The organism is Streptomyces sp. NRRL F-5122, assembly GCF_001507435.1.
In the GTDB taxonomy this organism is placed as follows: Bacteria; Actinomycetota; Actinomycetes; order Streptomycetales; family Streptomycetaceae; genus Streptomyces; species Streptomyces lannensis.
The window spans coordinates 88569-105272 of record NZ_LMWH01000229.1; the positions used below are offsets into that span (position 1 = coordinate 88569).

The 16704-nt window shown below is 70.0% G+C and carries 12 protein-coding genes; 7 read left to right on the forward strand and 5 right to left on the reverse strand.

Going from position 1 to position 16704, the window contains the following annotated elements; genetic code table 11:
• Positions 1 to 726 precede the first annotated feature (726 nt).
• Positions 727 to 2280: an RICIN domain-containing protein gene (locus ADL25_RS23300; RefSeq protein ID WP_420711357.1), complete on the forward strand. Its 1554-nt coding sequence runs from the start codon at positions 727 to 729 to the stop codon at positions 2278 to 2280.
• Positions 2281 to 2643: 363 nt separating this feature from the next.
• Here the strand turns inward: ADL25_RS23300 and ADL25_RS23305 are convergent, their stop codons facing one another.
• Complete coding sequence (locus ADL25_RS23305; RefSeq protein ID WP_079050536.1) at positions 2644 to 3666, reverse strand: LacI family DNA-binding transcriptional regulator; 1023 nt, start codon at positions 3664 to 3666, stop codon at positions 2644 to 2646.
• A gap of 138 nt (positions 3667 to 3804) precedes the next feature.
• On the opposite strand from ADL25_RS23305, the gene ADL25_RS23310 reads away from it, so the two are divergent.
• From ADL25_RS23310 to ADL25_RS23325, 4 genes are read left to right on the forward strand one after another with little or no spacing between them, the layout of a single operon-like run.
• Entirely contained in the window at positions 3805 to 5109 is a 1305-nt protein-coding gene (locus ADL25_RS23310; RefSeq protein ID WP_059129744.1) for an ABC transporter substrate-binding protein, read from the forward strand.
• Between the two features lie 7 nt (positions 5110 to 5116).
• Entirely contained in the window at positions 5117 to 6070 is a 954-nt protein-coding gene (locus ADL25_RS23315; RefSeq protein ID WP_059129745.1) for a carbohydrate ABC transporter permease, read from the forward strand.
• Complete coding sequence (locus tag ADL25_RS23320) at positions 6070 to 6888, forward strand: carbohydrate ABC transporter permease (RefSeq protein WP_059129746.1); 819 nt, start codon at positions 6070 to 6072, stop codon at positions 6886 to 6888. Before ADL25_RS23315 ends, ADL25_RS23320 begins: the two co-directional genes overlap by 1 nt.
• Positions 6885 to 9266, forward strand: coding sequence for a glycoside hydrolase family 3 N-terminal domain-containing protein (locus tag ADL25_RS23325; protein ID WP_107116681.1), 2382 nt, complete (start codon positions 6885 to 6887; stop codon positions 9264 to 9266). Before ADL25_RS23320 ends, ADL25_RS23325 begins: the two co-directional genes overlap by 4 nt.
• A 67-nt stretch (positions 9267 to 9333) precedes the next feature.
• Here the strand turns inward: ADL25_RS23325 and ADL25_RS23330 are convergent, their stop codons facing one another.
• A complete protein-coding gene (locus tag ADL25_RS23330; RefSeq protein ID WP_059129747.1) occupies positions 9334 to 10308 on the reverse strand; it encodes a 2-hydroxyacid dehydrogenase in 975 nt (324 codons plus the stop codon).
• The gene (locus tag ADL25_RS23335) at positions 10305 to 11474 is read right to left on the reverse strand and encodes a lactate 2-monooxygenase (protein ID WP_059129748.1); all 1170 of its coding nucleotides are present in this window, start codon (positions 11472 to 11474) and stop codon (positions 10305 to 10307) included. The genes ADL25_RS23330 and ADL25_RS23335 overlap by 4 nt, the downstream gene beginning before the upstream one ends.
• A gap of 113 nt (positions 11475 to 11587) precedes the next feature.
• Between ADL25_RS23335 and ADL25_RS23340 the strand changes: the two genes are divergently transcribed.
• Complete coding sequence (locus ADL25_RS23340; RefSeq protein WP_059129749.1) at positions 11588 to 12757, forward strand: PucR family transcriptional regulator; 1170 nt, start codon at positions 11588 to 11590, stop codon at positions 12755 to 12757.
• 112 nt (positions 12758 to 12869) lie between these two features.
• On the opposite strand, the gene ADL25_RS23345 is transcribed toward ADL25_RS23340, so the two are convergent.
• Positions 12870 to 13550: a cyclase family protein gene (locus tag ADL25_RS23345; protein WP_059129750.1), complete on the reverse strand. Its 681-nt coding sequence runs from the start codon at positions 13548 to 13550 to the stop codon at positions 12870 to 12872.
• Positions 13550 to 15136 carry a purine-cytosine permease family protein gene (locus tag ADL25_RS23350; protein WP_059129751.1) on the reverse strand — a complete coding sequence of 529 codons (1587 nt, stop codon included), beginning with the start codon at positions 15134 to 15136 and terminating at the stop codon, positions 13550 to 13552. The genes ADL25_RS23345 and ADL25_RS23350 overlap by 1 nt, the downstream gene beginning before the upstream one ends.
• A 424-nt stretch (positions 15137 to 15560) precedes the next feature.
• Here ADL25_RS23350 and dnaK point away from each other — a divergent pair.
• The coding region (gene dnaK, locus ADL25_RS23355; protein ID WP_079050534.1) for a molecular chaperone DnaK at positions 15561 to 16704 on the forward strand (1144 nt) is incomplete at its 3' end.

Genomic DNA, 16704 nt, shown 5'->3' on the forward strand with positions numbered 1-16704 from the left:
TGCGACTCCCGGAAGGGGGCCGAATGTGACACGACACGGCCCGACGTGACGCAGATCTCACCCGCCGGTTGCTTCCGTGGGTTCTGGCGCCGGGTGCCGGCCACTGGGGCGGCTCCTGCTCCGGGGGCCGCGGCGACACCGGCGGTACCGCTTTCACCCGACGGAGAAGTCGGTGACCACGGACTGGTCGGGCAGCTCGGCCAACGCGCGATTCGCCCGCGCCGTCGCCGTCGCGTACATGTTCGGATGTACGCGAGCGGCGCCTGAGCGCGCAGGCCGGACACGCGGCGCGGGAAATTTCGAATGCCGGTGCGAAGGACCGTAGTTGACGTGGTGTCTAACCGATTTTCCCTTGGGGACCGATGTTGTCCAAGTGCCTTGTTGGTCGTGAGTGACGTGTGCAAGGGTGAGCCTCCCCAGGCATGGGCAATGGCCGGGTCCGATCCGCTGCTCGTCATTACGGATCGTCGGCGGGCTCAAAAGGCTCACGCTCCGACGGTCGTCACGCGGCCCTCGCACGCGGCTCTTTCCCGCGCCTGCCAAAAAGGTCCGCACCAATCCCGCTCCCTTTTGGCGAACGCAGAACTCCGTGTGCCACCTTGCGCCTTGGAAGGAAACCGCTCAGTGCACACCCCCCACCCGCCACGTCCGCTTCATCCTCCCCGTCCCGGGATGCCACCCGGGGAGTCCGACGAGACCCTGGCCACTCGGCTCAGGGGCCGTCCCGTGGGCGAGGACACCCAGCCCGTCGCACTGCTGATGGCGCGGCACTGGCAGGCGGCGCACGACTACGCAGCCATCTGCCTCGCCTCCACGTCGGATGCCGCCTCGATGGTCACCGCCACCGCCTTCCACCGCATACTCGGCCATCTCCAGCGCTCCGGTTCCGCGGCCGCGCTGCGTCCCCAACTCCTCGTGGCGGTACGGGACACCGTCCGGGAATGGTCGGCGGAGGACCGGATATCCGGCGCGGTGCCCGCGTTGAGAAAACCCGCGGGGGGCCGCGGGATGCGCACCGCGAAGTCGCTGACACGGGAAAATCGGGCCCTCGCCGAACGCTCTTTCCAATCGCTGCCCGGACTTGCCCGGTGCCTGTTGTGGCACGGGGAGGTCGAGGCCGAGCACATATCCGTTCCAGCCGTCCTGCTGGGCATGGACTCCGAGAGTGCGGCAGCCGCGCTGGAACAGGCGCGCGAGCAATTCCGGGCGGCCTGTGTGCGCTCGCACCGTGAACTCGCCCCAACCGACGAATGCCGGTATCACAACCGGCTGCTCGACGTCCCCATGCGCCGCGGCAGCGCCCTGCTTCCGGAAGTCCAACAGCACGTTCTGGAGTGCCGCTACTGTCGTTCCGCCGCCGAGCAACTGAGCCATTTCGAAGGCGGACTCGGTGGACTTCTCGCCGAGGCGGTTCTCGGTTGGGGCGCACACCGCTACCTCGACTCCCGTCCCGGACGCGCCTCGTCCTTTCCCCGTGGTGGCGGCGGTTCCGGCCTCGGCGGCAGACGCACGGGCGGTGGCGGGCGCCACCGACTGCTTCCGGGGGTCCCCACGCGGCTCGGCCGCGGCATCCTGGCGGGGGAGCCCCAGACCCGCGCGCTGCTGACCGGTGCGGGCATCGCCGCGGCCGTCGCGATCGCCACGCTGCTGGCCGGCGGCATCTGGTCGGACGACGGCGGCGCCGACCCCGTGGCCACCAGCGCGAGCGGCGGGCTCACACCCGACGCGGACCCGGACGCACTGCCCGACGTGCCCTCGCCGCCCGACTCGGCCGGTCTGTCCACGCAGCCGCAGCAGACCAGGCTGCGTTATGCCGCGGGCGACCTCTGTCTCGACATCCGCGGCACGGTGCAGTCGGGCGCGGGCACCCGGCTCACGGCTTGCTCCTCGGCATGGACACAGCAGTGGTCGTACGAGAGCGACGGCCTTCTGCGCAGCGTCGCCGACCTGGGGCTGTGTCTGGACTCCCACGCCACCGACGGGGTCGTCACGCTGGCCCGGTGCGACACGGACGAGGCGCGCGCGAACGACGTCCGCTACGACCTCACCGTCCGGGGCGAACTGCTGCCGCGCTGGAGCGAGGGCCTCGCCGTCACCCCCGCGAACGACGAGCCGAACGCAGACGTCGTCGTCAGGAACCGGGACGGCTCGGGCATCCGGCAGTGGGCGACCGACCGGCAGCCGGAGCAGTCCCCGTCCCTGTCGATCGCCGGCACGGGCGGTCCGCCGACCGCGCAGGACCCTCGGCTGCCGTCCCAGGCGCAGGGTCTCGGCCTCTGACCACCGCCGGGTGAGCGGGCGGCGTCGGCCGAGTCGGCCCTGAGTCGGCCGGTGGGCGTCCCGCCCCAGGGTGTGGCCGCCGTCGCGGCGACCGGCGCGGCGGCCGACGTGGGACCGGGGCCGAAAGTTTCGCCACGTTTGCGGTGCTCTGCCGCACCGGTCCGGGACGCGGGTGGCCGCGGGGAAGGGGACGCGCCGACACGGCCGGCGCGTCCCATTGCGGACGGTCGGTGTTCACGAACGGCGTGGCCCGGCGGACTGCGCCTGGCCGCCGCCGAAGTCCTTTGCGCACACGGTCTTTTGACGGGGCGCGGAGGGCGGCGGCCCGCTGCCGGAAAGGGCCGTCGCCGCCGCGCGGAGCGCTCAGCTGTTCTTCGGGGGCGCAGTGCTCTGCCGTACCACCAGGTGGGTCGCGAGCTCGATGCGCAGCGCGGACTTACCCGCATCGTGCGGGCGCAACAGCATCCGCGCCGCCTCCTCGGCCATCTGCCGCAGCGGCTGGTGGACCGTGGTCAGGGAGGGGCTCGACCACTGCGCGAGCGGAACGTCGTCGTAGCCGACCACCGACAGATCGTCCGGCACGCTCAGGCCCTTCAGCCGTGCCGCCTCCAGCACACCGAGCGCCTGCAGATCGCTGCCGGCGAAGATGGCGGTCGGCCGGTCCGGGCGCTCGAGCAGGTCCATGGCCTGTTCGAAGCCACCCTGCACATGGAAGTCGCCGAAGCGCACGAGGGACGGGTCGACCTCCAGGCCCGCCATCGTCATGGCCGAGCGGTAGCCGTCGAGCCGCGCGAGGGAGCACATCATGTCCTCAGGGCCGGTGATGATGGCGATGCGCTCGTGCTGGAAGTCGGTGAGGTGGCGCGTTGCCGCCAGACCGCCGGCCCAGTTGGCGGAGCCGACGGAGGGCACGTCCGGATCGGGATCGCCGGCCGGATCGACGATGACGAACGGGATCGCCCGCGACCGCAGTTGCTTCTTCACCTTGTCCGGGAGCGCGGAGAAGACCAGGACCACACCCAGGGGCCGGCGGCGCAGCACCCCCTCGATCCAGTCGGATCCGGGAGCATGCCGCGTGCCGCTCTCCGTGAGTACGACGCTCGCCTTGTTCTGCTTGGCGACGTTCTCCACGCCCCGGATGAGTTCCATGGCCCAGACGCTCTCCAACTCGTGGAAGACGAGCTCGATGAGCGGGGCCTGGGGCGGGGCCTGGGACCGGCGGCGGTAACCGTGCATGTCGAGGAGTTGTTCGACCTTGGTGCGGGTCGCCTCGGAGACATCGGAGCGACCGTTGAGGACTTTCGAAACCGTCGACAGCGACACACCGGCCTGCTCGGCCACCTCGGCCAGGGTCACTCGGCCGTCCACCTCGTCGTTATCACGCATGTCCGAAGGATAGGCCACGAGCGGCCGATAACGGTTTGGTCGCGCGTGTGCACCCCCGTTGACCGTGTGGGGTGCCTCCCATACTGTCCGACAGCAGCGACTTTCGGCGACGTTGCCGAAACTTTCGAAAGGCAGACGATGAAGATACGCGCACGGTTGCCCCGTCTAGTCGCCGGTGGCGCGACGCTTGCCCTGGCGCTGAGCCTCTCGGCCTGCGGGAGCGGAACCGGCGGGGGCTCGTCGGACGACGGGAAGATCCACGTTCTTGTCTATGGAGACGCCAGCAACAAGGTCGAGAAGCAGATTGTTGCGACGTTCAACAAGACTTCTGACGTCAAGGCCGTCCTCGACACCATCCCCGGCGCCGACTACCAGCAGAAGCTGCAGACGATCATCAACACGCCGCAGGCGCCCGACGTCTTCTTCAACTGGGGCGGCGGCAGCATCCAGCCGTTCGTCAAGGCCGACCTGCTGATGCCGCTGGACGACTTCATCAAGGACGACCCCGCTCTGAAGTCCAACTTCCTGCCGTCGGTCTTCAACAGCGCCGTCGTCGACGGCAAGGCCTACGGCATCCCGATGCGCGGTACCCAGCCCGTCCTGCTCTTCAACAACGGCAATGTGCTGGACGACGCCGGAGTGCAGCCGCCCAAGACCTGGGACGAGCTGCTGAGCACGGTCAAGACACTCAAGGGCAAGGGAGTCACCCCGATCGCCCTCGGCGGCGGCGACCAGTGGCCCACGCTGATGTGGTTCGAGTACGTCTACGACCGCGTCGCGGGGCCGGAGCTGTTCGAGAAGGCGCTCGGCGGTGAAAAGAGCGCCTGGGAGAGCCCCGAGAGCAAGAAGGCGCTGAGCATGCTCAAGGAGCTGGTGGACGCCGGCGCCTTCGGCACCAACTTCGACTCCGTGAAGTACACGAACGGCGCGTCGCCGGCCCTGGTGGCCAAGGGCAAGGCGGCCTTCGAGCTGATGGGCTCGTGGTACTACGCCCAACAGCAGCAGGACGCCAAGGACTTCGCGGCCAAGGGCCTGGGCTACACCACCTTCCCGGCCGTGTCGGGCGGCAAGGGCGACCAGGCGGACGTCGTCGGCAACACCAACAACTTCTACTCGGTGCTGAAGAAGACGAAGCACCCCGAGGCCGTCGAGAAGTTCCTGAAGCTCATGTACTCCGACGAGTTCGTCAAGGCGCAGATGGCGATCGGCAACCTGCCGACCACCACCAACACGGAGAAGTTCCTCGACACCTCCGCGAGCCCGGCGTACTCGCACTTCCAGTACGACCTGGTCAAGAAGGCACCGTCGTTCCAGCTGTCGTGGGACCAGGCGTACCCGCCGTCGGCCATCACGCCGATCCACCAGGCCGTGCAGCAGTTCTTCAACGGCCAGATCGACGCCGACGGATTCATCAAGGCCATGCAGGCCCTCCCCACTGAATGAACCGCTCATGACCACTGAAACGACGAGCGCTCCTCCTGCCGCCGGATCCCGTACCCCGGCCCGGCGGCGGTCGGAGGGCTCCTACACCGCCCACGTGGGACGCCCGGGCTTCGCCTGGGCGGTCCCCGCCACCCTCTTCTTCCTGATCTTCGCCATCGCACCGCTGGTCATGGTGGCGGTGCTGTCCTTCATGAGCTGGAACGGCCTCGGGTCGCCCCGGTTCGTCGGCATGGACAACTGGTCCCGGGTGCTGGACGACCCGGTGATGATCAAGAGCATCTGGCTGACTCTGCTGGTCACCGTGCTCGGCGTGGCCATCCAGACACCGTTGAGCATCCTGCTCGGCGTCTGGGCCGCGGGACAGCAGCGCAACCGCGCGGTGCTGTCGGTGATCTACTTCATTCCGCTGCTGCTGTCCTCCACCGCCGTCTCGGTGCTGTGGCGGGCGCTGCTCGACCCGAACTTCGGTATCCCGGCGCAGGCCACCTGGCTGTTCGGTGACGGCAACCTGTTCGGCAAGCAGGCCAGCGCGATCGGTGTGCTCGCGTTCGTGAGCACCTGGCAGTTCACCCCGTTCCACACGCTGATCTACCAGGGTGCCGCCCGCGCGATCCCGCAGGTCCTGTACCAGGCGGCGGAGATCGACGGTGCGGGGCGCTACCGGCAGTTCTTCCACATCACCCTGCCGCAACTGCGCAACTCCGTCGTGACCTCGATGATCCTGATGATCGTCGGCGGACTCACCACGTTCGAGACGGTCCTCATCCTGACCCAGGGCGGGCCCGGGACCGACACCACCATCAGCGCCTACTACATGTACCAAAAGGCCTTCAAGAGCTTCGACTTCGGCGCCGGCGCCGCCATCGCCCTCGTCCTGGTCGTCGCCGCGACGATCATCTCGCTGATCGTCGTGCGCGTGTCCGGCTACGACAAGATGCGCAGTTCCATGGAGGGTCTGTGATGAGGCGACGCCCCAACCATCTGGCCGGCGTGGGCTCGGTGGTCTGGCTGTTCCTGGTAGGCCTGCCGCTCTACGTGATGCTCGTCGCGACGGTGCAGCCCCAGTCCGAGTACACCCGGAACGGTCCGCTGTCCTTCCCGCACAGCTTCACATTCGACAACTACACCGGGGCCTTCGACTCCGGCTTCGGCCAGTACTTCCTCAACACGGTGATCGTCACGGCGTGTGTGGTCGGACTGGTGCTGCTGCTCGTCCCGCCGCTCGCCTACGCGATCGTGCGCAGCCGCAGCAGGGTCACCTCGCAGGTCTTCCGGCTGTTCCTGCTGGGGCTCGCCATCCCGGCGCAGGCCGTGATCGTTCCGATGTTCTACCTGATCAGCAAGGCCGGTCTGTACGACAACCTCCTCGGTGTCATCCTGCCGACCGCCGCCTTCTGCCTGCCGATGTCGGCCCTGATCCTCAGCGGCGCCATGCGTGACATCTCCCCGGAGCTGTTCGAGGCCATGGCCATGGACGGGGCCACTCCGCGGCGCATGTTCTTCCAGCTCGTGGTTCCGCTCTCCGGGGGCGGACTGTCCACGATCGTGGTGTTCTCCGCGCTCCAGGCATGGAACGGCTTCCTGTTCCCCCTCGTCCTGACCCAGTCCGACTCCACCAAGCTGGTCACCCTGGGTCTCTACAACTTCCAAACCGAACACGGCATCAACATCCCCGGGCTGCTGGCAGCCGTGGTGTTGTCCATGGTTCCCGTCCTGCTCGTCTACCTGTTCGCCCGTCGCGCCCTGGTCCAGGGGCTCATGGGCGTCGGAGGAAAGTGACCGCCAACGTGGCAGTTGAGACCACCCCCGAAATCCCCGTCTGGAACGATCCGGCCCACGACGTCAACACTCGGGTGACCGCCCTGATCGGCGCCATGACCCTCGAGGAGAAGATCGCACAGCTCTACGGTGTGTGGGTCGGCGCGTCCGACGAGGGGGGTGAAGTGGCCCCCCATCAGCACGACATGGAGGAGGCCGTCGACCTCGACACCCTCCTGCCGAACGGCCTGGGCCAGCTGACCCGTCCCTTCGGCACCGCTCCCGTCGACCCCGCTCTCGGCGCGCTCTCCCTGCTGCGCACGCAGGCGCGCATCACCTCGGCGAACCGTTTCGGCATCCCCGCCGTCGCGCACGAGGAGTGCCTGGCCGGCTTTGCGACCTGGAAGGCCACCGCCTATCCCGTCCCGTTGTCCTGGGGCGCCACCTTCGACCCGGACCTGATCCACCGCATGGCCGCGGCCATCGGCCGCGACATGCGGTCCGTCGGCGTGCACCAGGGCCTCGCGCCGGTGCTCGACGTGGTCCGCGACGCCCGCTGGGGCCGCGTCGAGGAGACCATCGGGGAGGACCCCTACCTGGTGGCCACCGTCGGCACGGCCTATGTGCGGGGACTTCAGTCCTCCGGCGTCGTCGCCACGCTCAAGCACTTCGTCGGCTACTCCGCCTCGCGGGCCGGGCGCAACCTCGCCCCGGTCGGCATGGGTTCACGCGAATGCGCCGACATCCTGCTTCCGCCCTTCGAGATGGCGGTCGGCGAGGGCGGAGCCCGGTCCGTCATGAGTGCCTACAACGACACCGACGGCGTGCCCGCGGCGGCCGACGAGAATCTGCTCACCGGGCTGCTGCGCGATGTCTGGGGATTCGACGGCACGGTCGTGGCCGACTACTTCGGCATCGCCTTCCTGCGGACACTGCACGGGATCGCCGGCGACTGGAGCGAGGCGGCCGGCACCGCCCTGCGCGCCGGAGTCGACGTCGAACTGCCCACCGTGAAGACGTTCGGCGCACCGCTCGTCGAGGCCGTGACCGCCGGACGGGTACCGGAGAGCATCGTCGACCGTGCCCTGTACCGGGTGCTTTCCGAGAAGGCCCGGCTGGGACTCCTCGACGCGGACTGGAGCCCGGTGCCTGCCGCCCTCGCCGGCGCCGACCTCGACGACCCGGACGCACTGCGCGGCACGGTGGACCTCGACACGCCCGAGAACCGGGACCTGGCCCGGGAGGTGGCCGAACGGGCGGTGGTGCTGCTCGCCAACGACGGCACACTGCCGCTAGACCGGCCCCGCCGCATCGCGCTGGTCGGCCCCAACGCCCAGGAGCCGACGGCCGTGCTGGGCTGCTACTCCTTCCCTCTGCACGTCGGCGTGCACCATCCCGAGGTCGCGGACGGGATCGCCCTGCCCACCCTGCGCGAGGCCGTGGAGCGCGAGTTCCCCGGCGCGGACGTGACGGTGGCCCACGGGACGGGAATCGACGACGGAGACACCGCCGGCATCGACGAGGCCGTCCGTGTGGCGCGTGAGGCCGATGTCGTCATCGCGGTACTGGGCGACCGCGCGGGACTCTTCGGCCGCGGCACCAGCGGCGAGGGCTGCGACGCCGAGTCGCTGGCTCTGCCCGGAGCCCAGCAGCAACTGCTCGACGCGCTCCTGGACGCTGGTACCCCGGTGGTGACGGTGCTGCTCGCCGGGCGGCCCTACGCGCTCGGCCGTGCTGTCGACGGCGCCGCCGCGATCGTGCAGTCCTTCTTCCCGGGAGTGGAAGGGACCAACGCTCTTGCCGGCGTGCTCAGCGGCCGTACCGACCCGGGCGGGCGGCTTCCCGTGAGTGTGCCGCGGGGCCCGGGCGCCCAGCCCGCCACCTACCTCGGTGCGCGGCTCGCCCAGTCCAGCGAGGTGTCCAACATCGACCCGACACCGGCCTTCGCGTTCGGGCACGGACTGTCGTACACGGCCTTCGACTGGAGCGACCTCGCGATCGAGGAGAAGGAGACGGGCACGGACGGCGCCTTCCGTCTGGCGTTCACCGTGCGCAACACGGGGGAGCGGGAGGGCACCGAGGTCGTGCAGCTCTACCTGCACGATCCGGTCGCCTCGGTCGTCCAGCCGGTACAGCGACTCATCGGATACACCCGGGTGCCGCTGGCGGCCGGCCAGGCGCGGCGGCTGCGGGTGACGGTTCCGGCCGACCTCGCCTCCTTCACCGGCCGCGGCGGACGGCGCGTCGTCGAACCGGGGGATCTCGAGCTGCGTCTGGCCGCGTCCAGCGCCGACCCGCGTCTGACGGCGACGGTCACGCTCACCGGCCCGGAGCGGTCCGTGGACCACACCAGGAGGCTCCACGCCGTCTTCGGTCAGGAGGCCGAGACGGCCGAGTGACACGACGGCGGCCTGGACCGGTCTCGGACGGTCCGGGCCGCCGCACCGCCCGAGCGCGGTGCCGGTCTCAGGAGACGATGTCCCGCGGCTCCTTGCCGGACAGGAAGTCGGCCGCGTTCTGCACCGCCGCCAGGGCGATCCGTACAAGGGTCTCCCGGGTGACGCCGGCGACGTGCGGGGAGAGCACCACGTTCGGCGCCTTGAGCAACCTCAAGGCGGACGTGGGCGGTTCGGGGTCGAAGACATCGATTCCCGCGCCGGCCGGAGTGCCCTTCTCCAGCGCGTCCGCGAGCGCGTCCTGGTCGATCAGCGCGCCCCGCGCCGTGTTGATCACGAACGCGGTGGGCTTCATCAGCGCGAGGCGCTCGGCGTCGAGCAGATGCCGGGTCGCGTCGGTGAGCGGCGCGTGCAGCGTCACATAGTCCGAGATGCGCAGCAGTTCGTCGAGCTCGACGTGGCGGGCGCCGAGCCGCGCCTCGATGTCCGCGTCCACGCGCTGGGGGCCCGCGTACACGATGGCCATGTCGAAGGCGACCGCACGGCGTGCGACCTCCTCACCGATATGACCGAGCCCGATGACGCCGAGGGTCTTGCCGGACAGCTCGGTGATCGACCGCTGCAGCCGCGGCAGCGCCCAGTCGGCTTCGACGAGCGCCGTGTGCGCCGGCACCAGCTGCTTGGCGAGGGCGAGCATGAGCGCGAAGGTCTGCTCGGCGACGTTCTGCTTCTCCGCGCCGCTGGAGCCGATGTTGCACACGGGCACGTTGCGGGCGCGGGCGGCTTGCAGGTCGACGTAGTCGAAGCCGTGGCTCGCGCACTGGATGAGCTCCAACTCCGGTGCGTCGGCAATGTGTTCGGCGGTCACGGGGGCCAGCCCCGTGACGATGACATGTGCCGCGCGCAACGCCGCCGGGTCCTCGTCGGGCCGCTCCACCACGGTGACATGGGCCTCGCCGGGGAAGACGGAGGCGAGTCCGGCGCCGGTCGAGCGCCCGCCGACGTGCGGCGAGACCACGGCCAGGACGTTCTTGACGGCGGTCATGCGGATTCCTCGATCAGGTCGTCGATGCCGAGCGTGCCGGGACCGGCGTGCCCGGACAGGGCGAGGGTGAGGTCGAACTCGGCGAGCAGACACCGGATGACGTGCTCGACGCCCGCCTGTCCGTCGAGCCCGAGCCCGTAGGCGTACGGCCGCCCCAGAAGTACCGCCCGCGCGCCCAGCGCGAGGGCCTTGAACATGTCGTCGCCGGTGCGGATGCCGCTGTCGAACAGCACGGCGAGCCGGTCCCCGACGGCCTCCGCCACCCGCGGCAGGGCGTCCGCGGCCGCCACGGAACCGGCCACCTGCCGGCCGCCGTGGTTGGAGACCACCACGCCGTCCATCCCCGCGTCGACGGCCCGGCGGGCGTCGTCCGGGTGCAGGATGCCCTTCAGCACGATCGGGCCGTCCCAGTTCTCCCGCAGGAACGCCAGGTCGGGCCAGGTCTTGCCGGGGTCCGCGAACATGCCGACGAAGTGCATCACGGCCGCGTCGGGGTCCTCGTGCACCGGCTTCGCCAGGCCCGCCTGGAAGGCCGGGTCGGAGAAGTAGTTGGCGGTGCCGACACCGTGCAGGAACGGCAGATACGCCTGGTCGAGGTCCCGGGGCCGCCAGGCCAGCAGCGGCGTGTCGAGCGTGACGAGCAGCGCGGTGAACCCGGCCGACTTCGCCCGGGTCAGGAAGCTGCGCGTGACCTCGCGGTCCTTGGCCCAGTACAGCTGGAACCAGCGCTCTCCGTCGCCCGAGGCCTCCGCCACCTGCTCCATCGGAGTGCTGGAGGCCGAGGACAGGACGAACGGCACGCCCTGCGCGGCGGCGGCCCGCGCCGCCGCGGGCTCGGCGTCCGGATGCATGATCGACAGGACGCCGATCGGCGCCAGGGCGAGCGGAGCGGGCAGCGAACGTCCCAGCACCTCGACGGACAGATCGCGCTCATGCACGTCCCGCAGCATCCGCGGCACGATCCGGCGCCGCTCCAGCGCGGCCCGGTTCGCCCGCGCCGTGCTGCCGGTGCCCGCGCTGCCCGCCACATATCCGACCGGGCCGGGTCCGAGTCGCTGCTCGGTGAGCTGCTCCAGTCGGGTCAGATCGGTGGGCAGCCGTGGTACGGCGCCCGTCATGCCGTTCAGATATATCTCGTACTGGAAGTCCGCCCAGTGCCTTGTCATCCGTACGTCCCGCCTTTCGTCCCTGGGACCGAGCCCTGTGCCCACGATCCTTGCGACTGTGACAAGGCCCGTCCAGCGTGGTGCACACAACGCGCGGCTGGGATCATCACCATGTGATAAACCAACCCCTCGAGGCCCGCATCCGCGTCCGGGACGAGATCGTGGCGGATCCCCGGGTCGTGGAGGCGGTTGTCGAGGCGGTCAACACCCAGGTGCCGGTGTACGCCGCGCTCGACGACAGCCGGCTGCCCGAGGTGCGGGCCATTGCCGCCTGGGGCGTGGACCGGCTGCTCGACCTCTGGGCGAGCGACGGCACGCTCGGGCCTGCGGACCTGCGCAGATTCCGTGGCATCGCGGCGGCGCGCGCGGCCGACGGCCGGCCGGTGCAGGCGGTGCTGCGCGCCTACCGAGTGGCGGCGGCCGTCGTCACCGACGAGGTCGCCGCCCGTGCGCACCGCCTCACGGCGACGGACGGCCTGTCACTTGCCCGGTTGCTGCTGACGGCGCTGGACACACTGTCGGAGGAGATGGCCACGGCCTACGCGGCGACCACCGAGGACCTCGCCGGGGACACCGACCGAGCGCTGCGGTTGCTGCTCGACGACCTCGTCGCAGGCAGGCACGCCTCGGTCGGCGCGCTCACGGACCGTTCGGCCCGGCTGGGCGTCCGTCTCCCGGATCCCTACTGCCTCCTGGTGGCCGAGCCGGTGACGGGCGAGGGCCCTGACATGCCGTACGAGGCCGCCGCGGGACTGGTCGGTGCGCTCGGCGACGGCGGTACGGCACTGTCGACGGTCCGGGGCTCGCGCGCCGTCGTGCTCTTTCCCGCGACGGCCCTCCACCGGGCGCCGGCGCTGCTCGTCGAGCGGCGCTGGCGGGGCTGTGCGATCACCGGCGAAGGCATGGACCGGGTGGCCGTCGCCCACCGGCTCGCCGCCGACGCGCTCGACACGGCGCCCGACCACGCCCATCGGCCCGGCCGCCTTCTCACCGACGCCGACGCACATGTGCTCGCACTGCTCGCCGGGCATCCGGCCGCCACCGCGGACCACATCGCCCGTCTCGTTCTCGGCCCGCTGACCGAACCCGAACAGCGCCATCTGCTGGAGGCACTGAGCGCGTACATCGACGCGGGGTCGGCGACGGCGGCCGCCCGGGCACTGCATCTGCACCCGCAGTCGCTGCGCTACCGCCTGCGGCGCGTCCAGGTGCTGACGGCCCGGGACCCACGCGACCCCTGGCAGCGTCTGACCCTGGACATCGCCCGCACGATCAGGCCCTGACCGGTGCCACGGGCCGGACCCCGGCGTCGAAGACGACGAGGGTCCGGTGAGGGCACCGGTCCGGCGCAGGGTCGGCCGCCCGCCCCGGTGACCCGCGCAACGGCACGGCGTACTACGCCTGCCCCGTCGGCCCCCCGACCCGCGCCACGGCTCGGACCGGGCCGCCGTCCGAGCCGGGCAGGTGCAGAGGGAACAGGAACACGTCCACCGGGCGGCCGGACTCCTGTGCGGCGAGGACTCGGTCGAGGCCGGTGAGGTTCTCGGCGATCACACCGGCCGAGCCGCACAGCACGCGGTGGGCGGGCAGGTCCCCGTTTCCCGTGGGGTCCACGCTCAGCGCGTCGACCCCGATCGTGCGGACGCCCGCGTTGACGATCGCCTGCGCGGCCTCCGAGGTCAGCCACGGATGTTCCAGATAAGCGTCGGTGCCCCAGTACGCCGACCAGCCGGTGGCGAGCAGCAGGATCGCGCCCGGCTGGAGACGCAGCAGGCTCAGTGCGGGCGCGAGCACTTGAGGGGTGATGGCCGCCCGGGCCCGCAGACCCCGTACGTCCGCCACCACCGCCGGGCCCGCGAACCGCTCCAGCGGCAGCGCGTCCAGCGTGGCCCAGGCGGAGTTCACGTGATACGGCGCGTCGACATGGGTGCCCGACTGGGAACCCATGTGCAGGGCGAGGACGTTGACGCCGTCCGTGGCCACGCGCAGCGCCCGTTCCACCTCGACCTGCGGGTCACCGGGATACACGGGCATTCCGGTGACCACGGGCACCGACAGGTCGAGCCAGGTGTCCATCAGCCGCCCTCGACTGCGAGCGCCGGGGCGTTCTCGTCCCGGGCACCGGGGCCGGTGATCGGCGGCACCGGCGACTCGACCGTGCGGGCCAGTCGGGCGCCGTGCGGTCCGTAGGCCGCCCGGGGCTCGGGGAAGAGCCTCAGGAGCGCCAGGAACAGGACCGCGGCGACGGCCAGGGACAGCGGCAGGCTGATGTCGACACCGTTCGCCAGGTCGCCCAGGGGGCCGACGAACTGGCCGGGAATGTCGGTGAACAGCACACCGATCACGGCGGAGACCCACCAGGCGGTCATGCCCCGCCAGTTCCAGCCGTGCGAGAACCAGTAACGGCCGCCGCGCTGGCGGCGGTTGAAGACCTGAAGCGCGTCAGGGTCGTACCAGCCGCGCCGAGTGTAGAAGCCGAGCATCATCACGACCATCCACGGAGTGGTACAGGTGATGATCATCGTTGCAAAAGTGGAGATCGACTGCACGAGGTTCAGCCCGAATCGGCCGATGAAGATGAACGCGATCGACAGCACACCGACGACCAGCGTCGCCTGCACCCGCGAGAGGCGGGGGAAGACCGACGAGAAGTCCAGCCCGGTCCCGTACAGCGACGTCGTGCCCGTCGACATGCCGCCGATGAGTGCCAGCAGGCACACCGGAAGGAAGAACCAGGTCGGGGAGATGGCGAGCAGTCCCCCGACGAAGTCCGGGGCTGCCGGGTCGACGTACTTCGGCGCCTGCTTGGCGATGATGCTGGCGGTCGCCAGACCGAACACGAACGGCAGCAGCGTCGCGATCTGCGACAGGAACGCGGCGGTGACCACCTTGCGGCGCGGGGTGTGTGCGGGGATGTAGCGCGACCAGTCGCCGAGGAAGGCTCCGAAGGACACCGGGTTGGACAGCACGATCAGCGCGGCGCCGATGAACGACGGCCAGAACAGCGCCTTTGTCGCGGGATCGGCCGAGGCGGTGAAGGTGCCCGCGTACGACGGGTCGAAGTCACCGCCGAAGGCGATCGCCCCGAGCAGGAAGAGCACGGTCGCCGAGGTGACCGCGATCTTGTTGACGAACAGCATGAACCGGAAGCCGTACACGCACACCGCGAGCACCAGCCCGGCGAAGAGCGCGTAGGCGACGACGTACGACAGATTCCCGCGATCGAGGCCGAAGAGCCGGTGTGCGCCGCCGACCAGGGCGTCGCCCGAACTCCACACCGAGATCGAGAAGAAGGCGACGGCCGTGAGCAGGGAGAGGAAGGAGCCGACCACACGCCCGTGCACACCGAGGTGGGCGGAGGAGGAGACCGCGTTGTTCGTGCCGTTGACCGGGCCGAACACCGCCATCGGGCAGAGGATCAGGGCGCCGACGACCACGCCGAGGAGGGTCGCGGCGAGTCCCTGCCAGAAGGAGAGGCCGAACAGGATCGGGAAGGCGCCCAGAACGCACGTGGAGAAGGTGTTCGCGCCGCCGAAGGCGACTCGAAAGAGATCGAACGGCGTCGCGGTGCGGTCCGCGTCGGGGATGCGCTCGACGCCGTAGGTCTCGACCTCGGTGAGGGACGGGGGCGCGGCGGCGGGGGAGGCGGGGTTCTCGGGCAACGGAGCTCCTGCTGGGGAAGGGCGGCGGAGCGCGTTCGTGGCGCGGAGGGCCGGTCCGGCCCGTGCCGTCGCGAGGGTGTGCGGGGCGTGGTGGGCCGTCCGTAAGGGTTTCGCAGACTTTAGGCTCGCACACAGGCACCGCACCAGTGGACGATCCATCCAGCCTCCGTTCCTTCGCTGGATGGTTCATCCACACCGGCAGGCGAGGCGGGGAGGCCTGGGGCGCCCGGCCTTGAACAGGGTGTTCCCCTGGCTGCGCGTGGAGCCATGGTCAAACTTGACAAGAGGGAACTCAAGTTTTATTCAGGCTGTAGAGGCAGTTCGCGGAACACGGGACAGGCTCCACTGCCTTGCAGTGAAGTCGTCGGCGCGGGTACTCGCGGAGCGGACCTCTACAGGAACGATGCGAGGAGGCAAGAGCCCCATGGCACGTCCGGTCGGTATCGACCTCGGCACCACGAACTCCGTGGTCTCGGTCCTCGAGGGCGGTGAGCCCACTGTGATCACCAACACCGAAGGCGCCCGGACCACACCGTCGGTCGTGGCCTTCGCCAAGAGCGGCGAGGTGCTGGTCGGCGAGGTCGCCAAGCGGCAGGCGGTCACCAACATCGAGCGCACCGCGCGCTCCGTCAAGCGGCACGTCGGCGACTCGACCTGGCGTTTTCCGGAGAGCGGCACCGTCGACGGCAAGCAGTACACCGCACAGGAGATCTCCGCGCGGGTGCTGCAGAAGCTGAAACGGGACGCGGAGGCGTATCTGGGCGAAGACGTCACCGACGCCGTGATCACCGTGCCGGCGTATTTCGACGACGCCCAGCGGCAGGCCACCAAGGAGGCCGGTGAGATCGCCGGTCTGAACGTGCTGCGGATCATCAACGAGCCCACCGCGGCGGCCCTGGCCTACGGTCTCGACAAGGAGAACGACCAGACGGTCCTCGTCTTCGACCTCGGCGGCGGCACGTTCGACGTGTCCCTGCTGGAGATGGGCGAGGGCGTCATCGAGGTCAAAGCCACCAACGGCGACACGCGGCTCGGCGGTGACGACTGGGACCAGCGCGTCGTCGACCATTTGGTACAGCAGTTCAAGAACGCGTACGGCGTCGACCTCTCGAAGGACAAGATGGCGGTGCAGCGTCTGCGCGAGGCCGCCGAGAAGGCGAAGATCGAGCTGTCCTCGTCCACCGAGTCCTCGATCAACCTGCCCTACATCACCGCGTCCGCCGAGGGCCCGCTGCATCTGGAGGAGAAGCTCACCCGGGCGCAGTTCCAACAGCTCACGGCGGATCTGCTGGATCGCACCAAGGGACCGTTCCACCAGGCGATCAAGGATGCCGGGATCAAGCTGCCGGACATCGACCACGTGATCCTCGTGGGCGGTTCGACCCGGATGCCGGCGGTGACTGAACTGGTGCGGGAGTTGACCGGCAAGGAGCCGCACAAGGGTGTGAACCCGGACGAGGTCGTCGCCGTCGGCGCCTCGCTCCAGGCCGGTGTCCTCAAGGGTGAGGTCAAGGACGTCCTGCTCCTCGACGTGACCCCGCTGTCCCTCGGTATCGAGACCAAGGGCG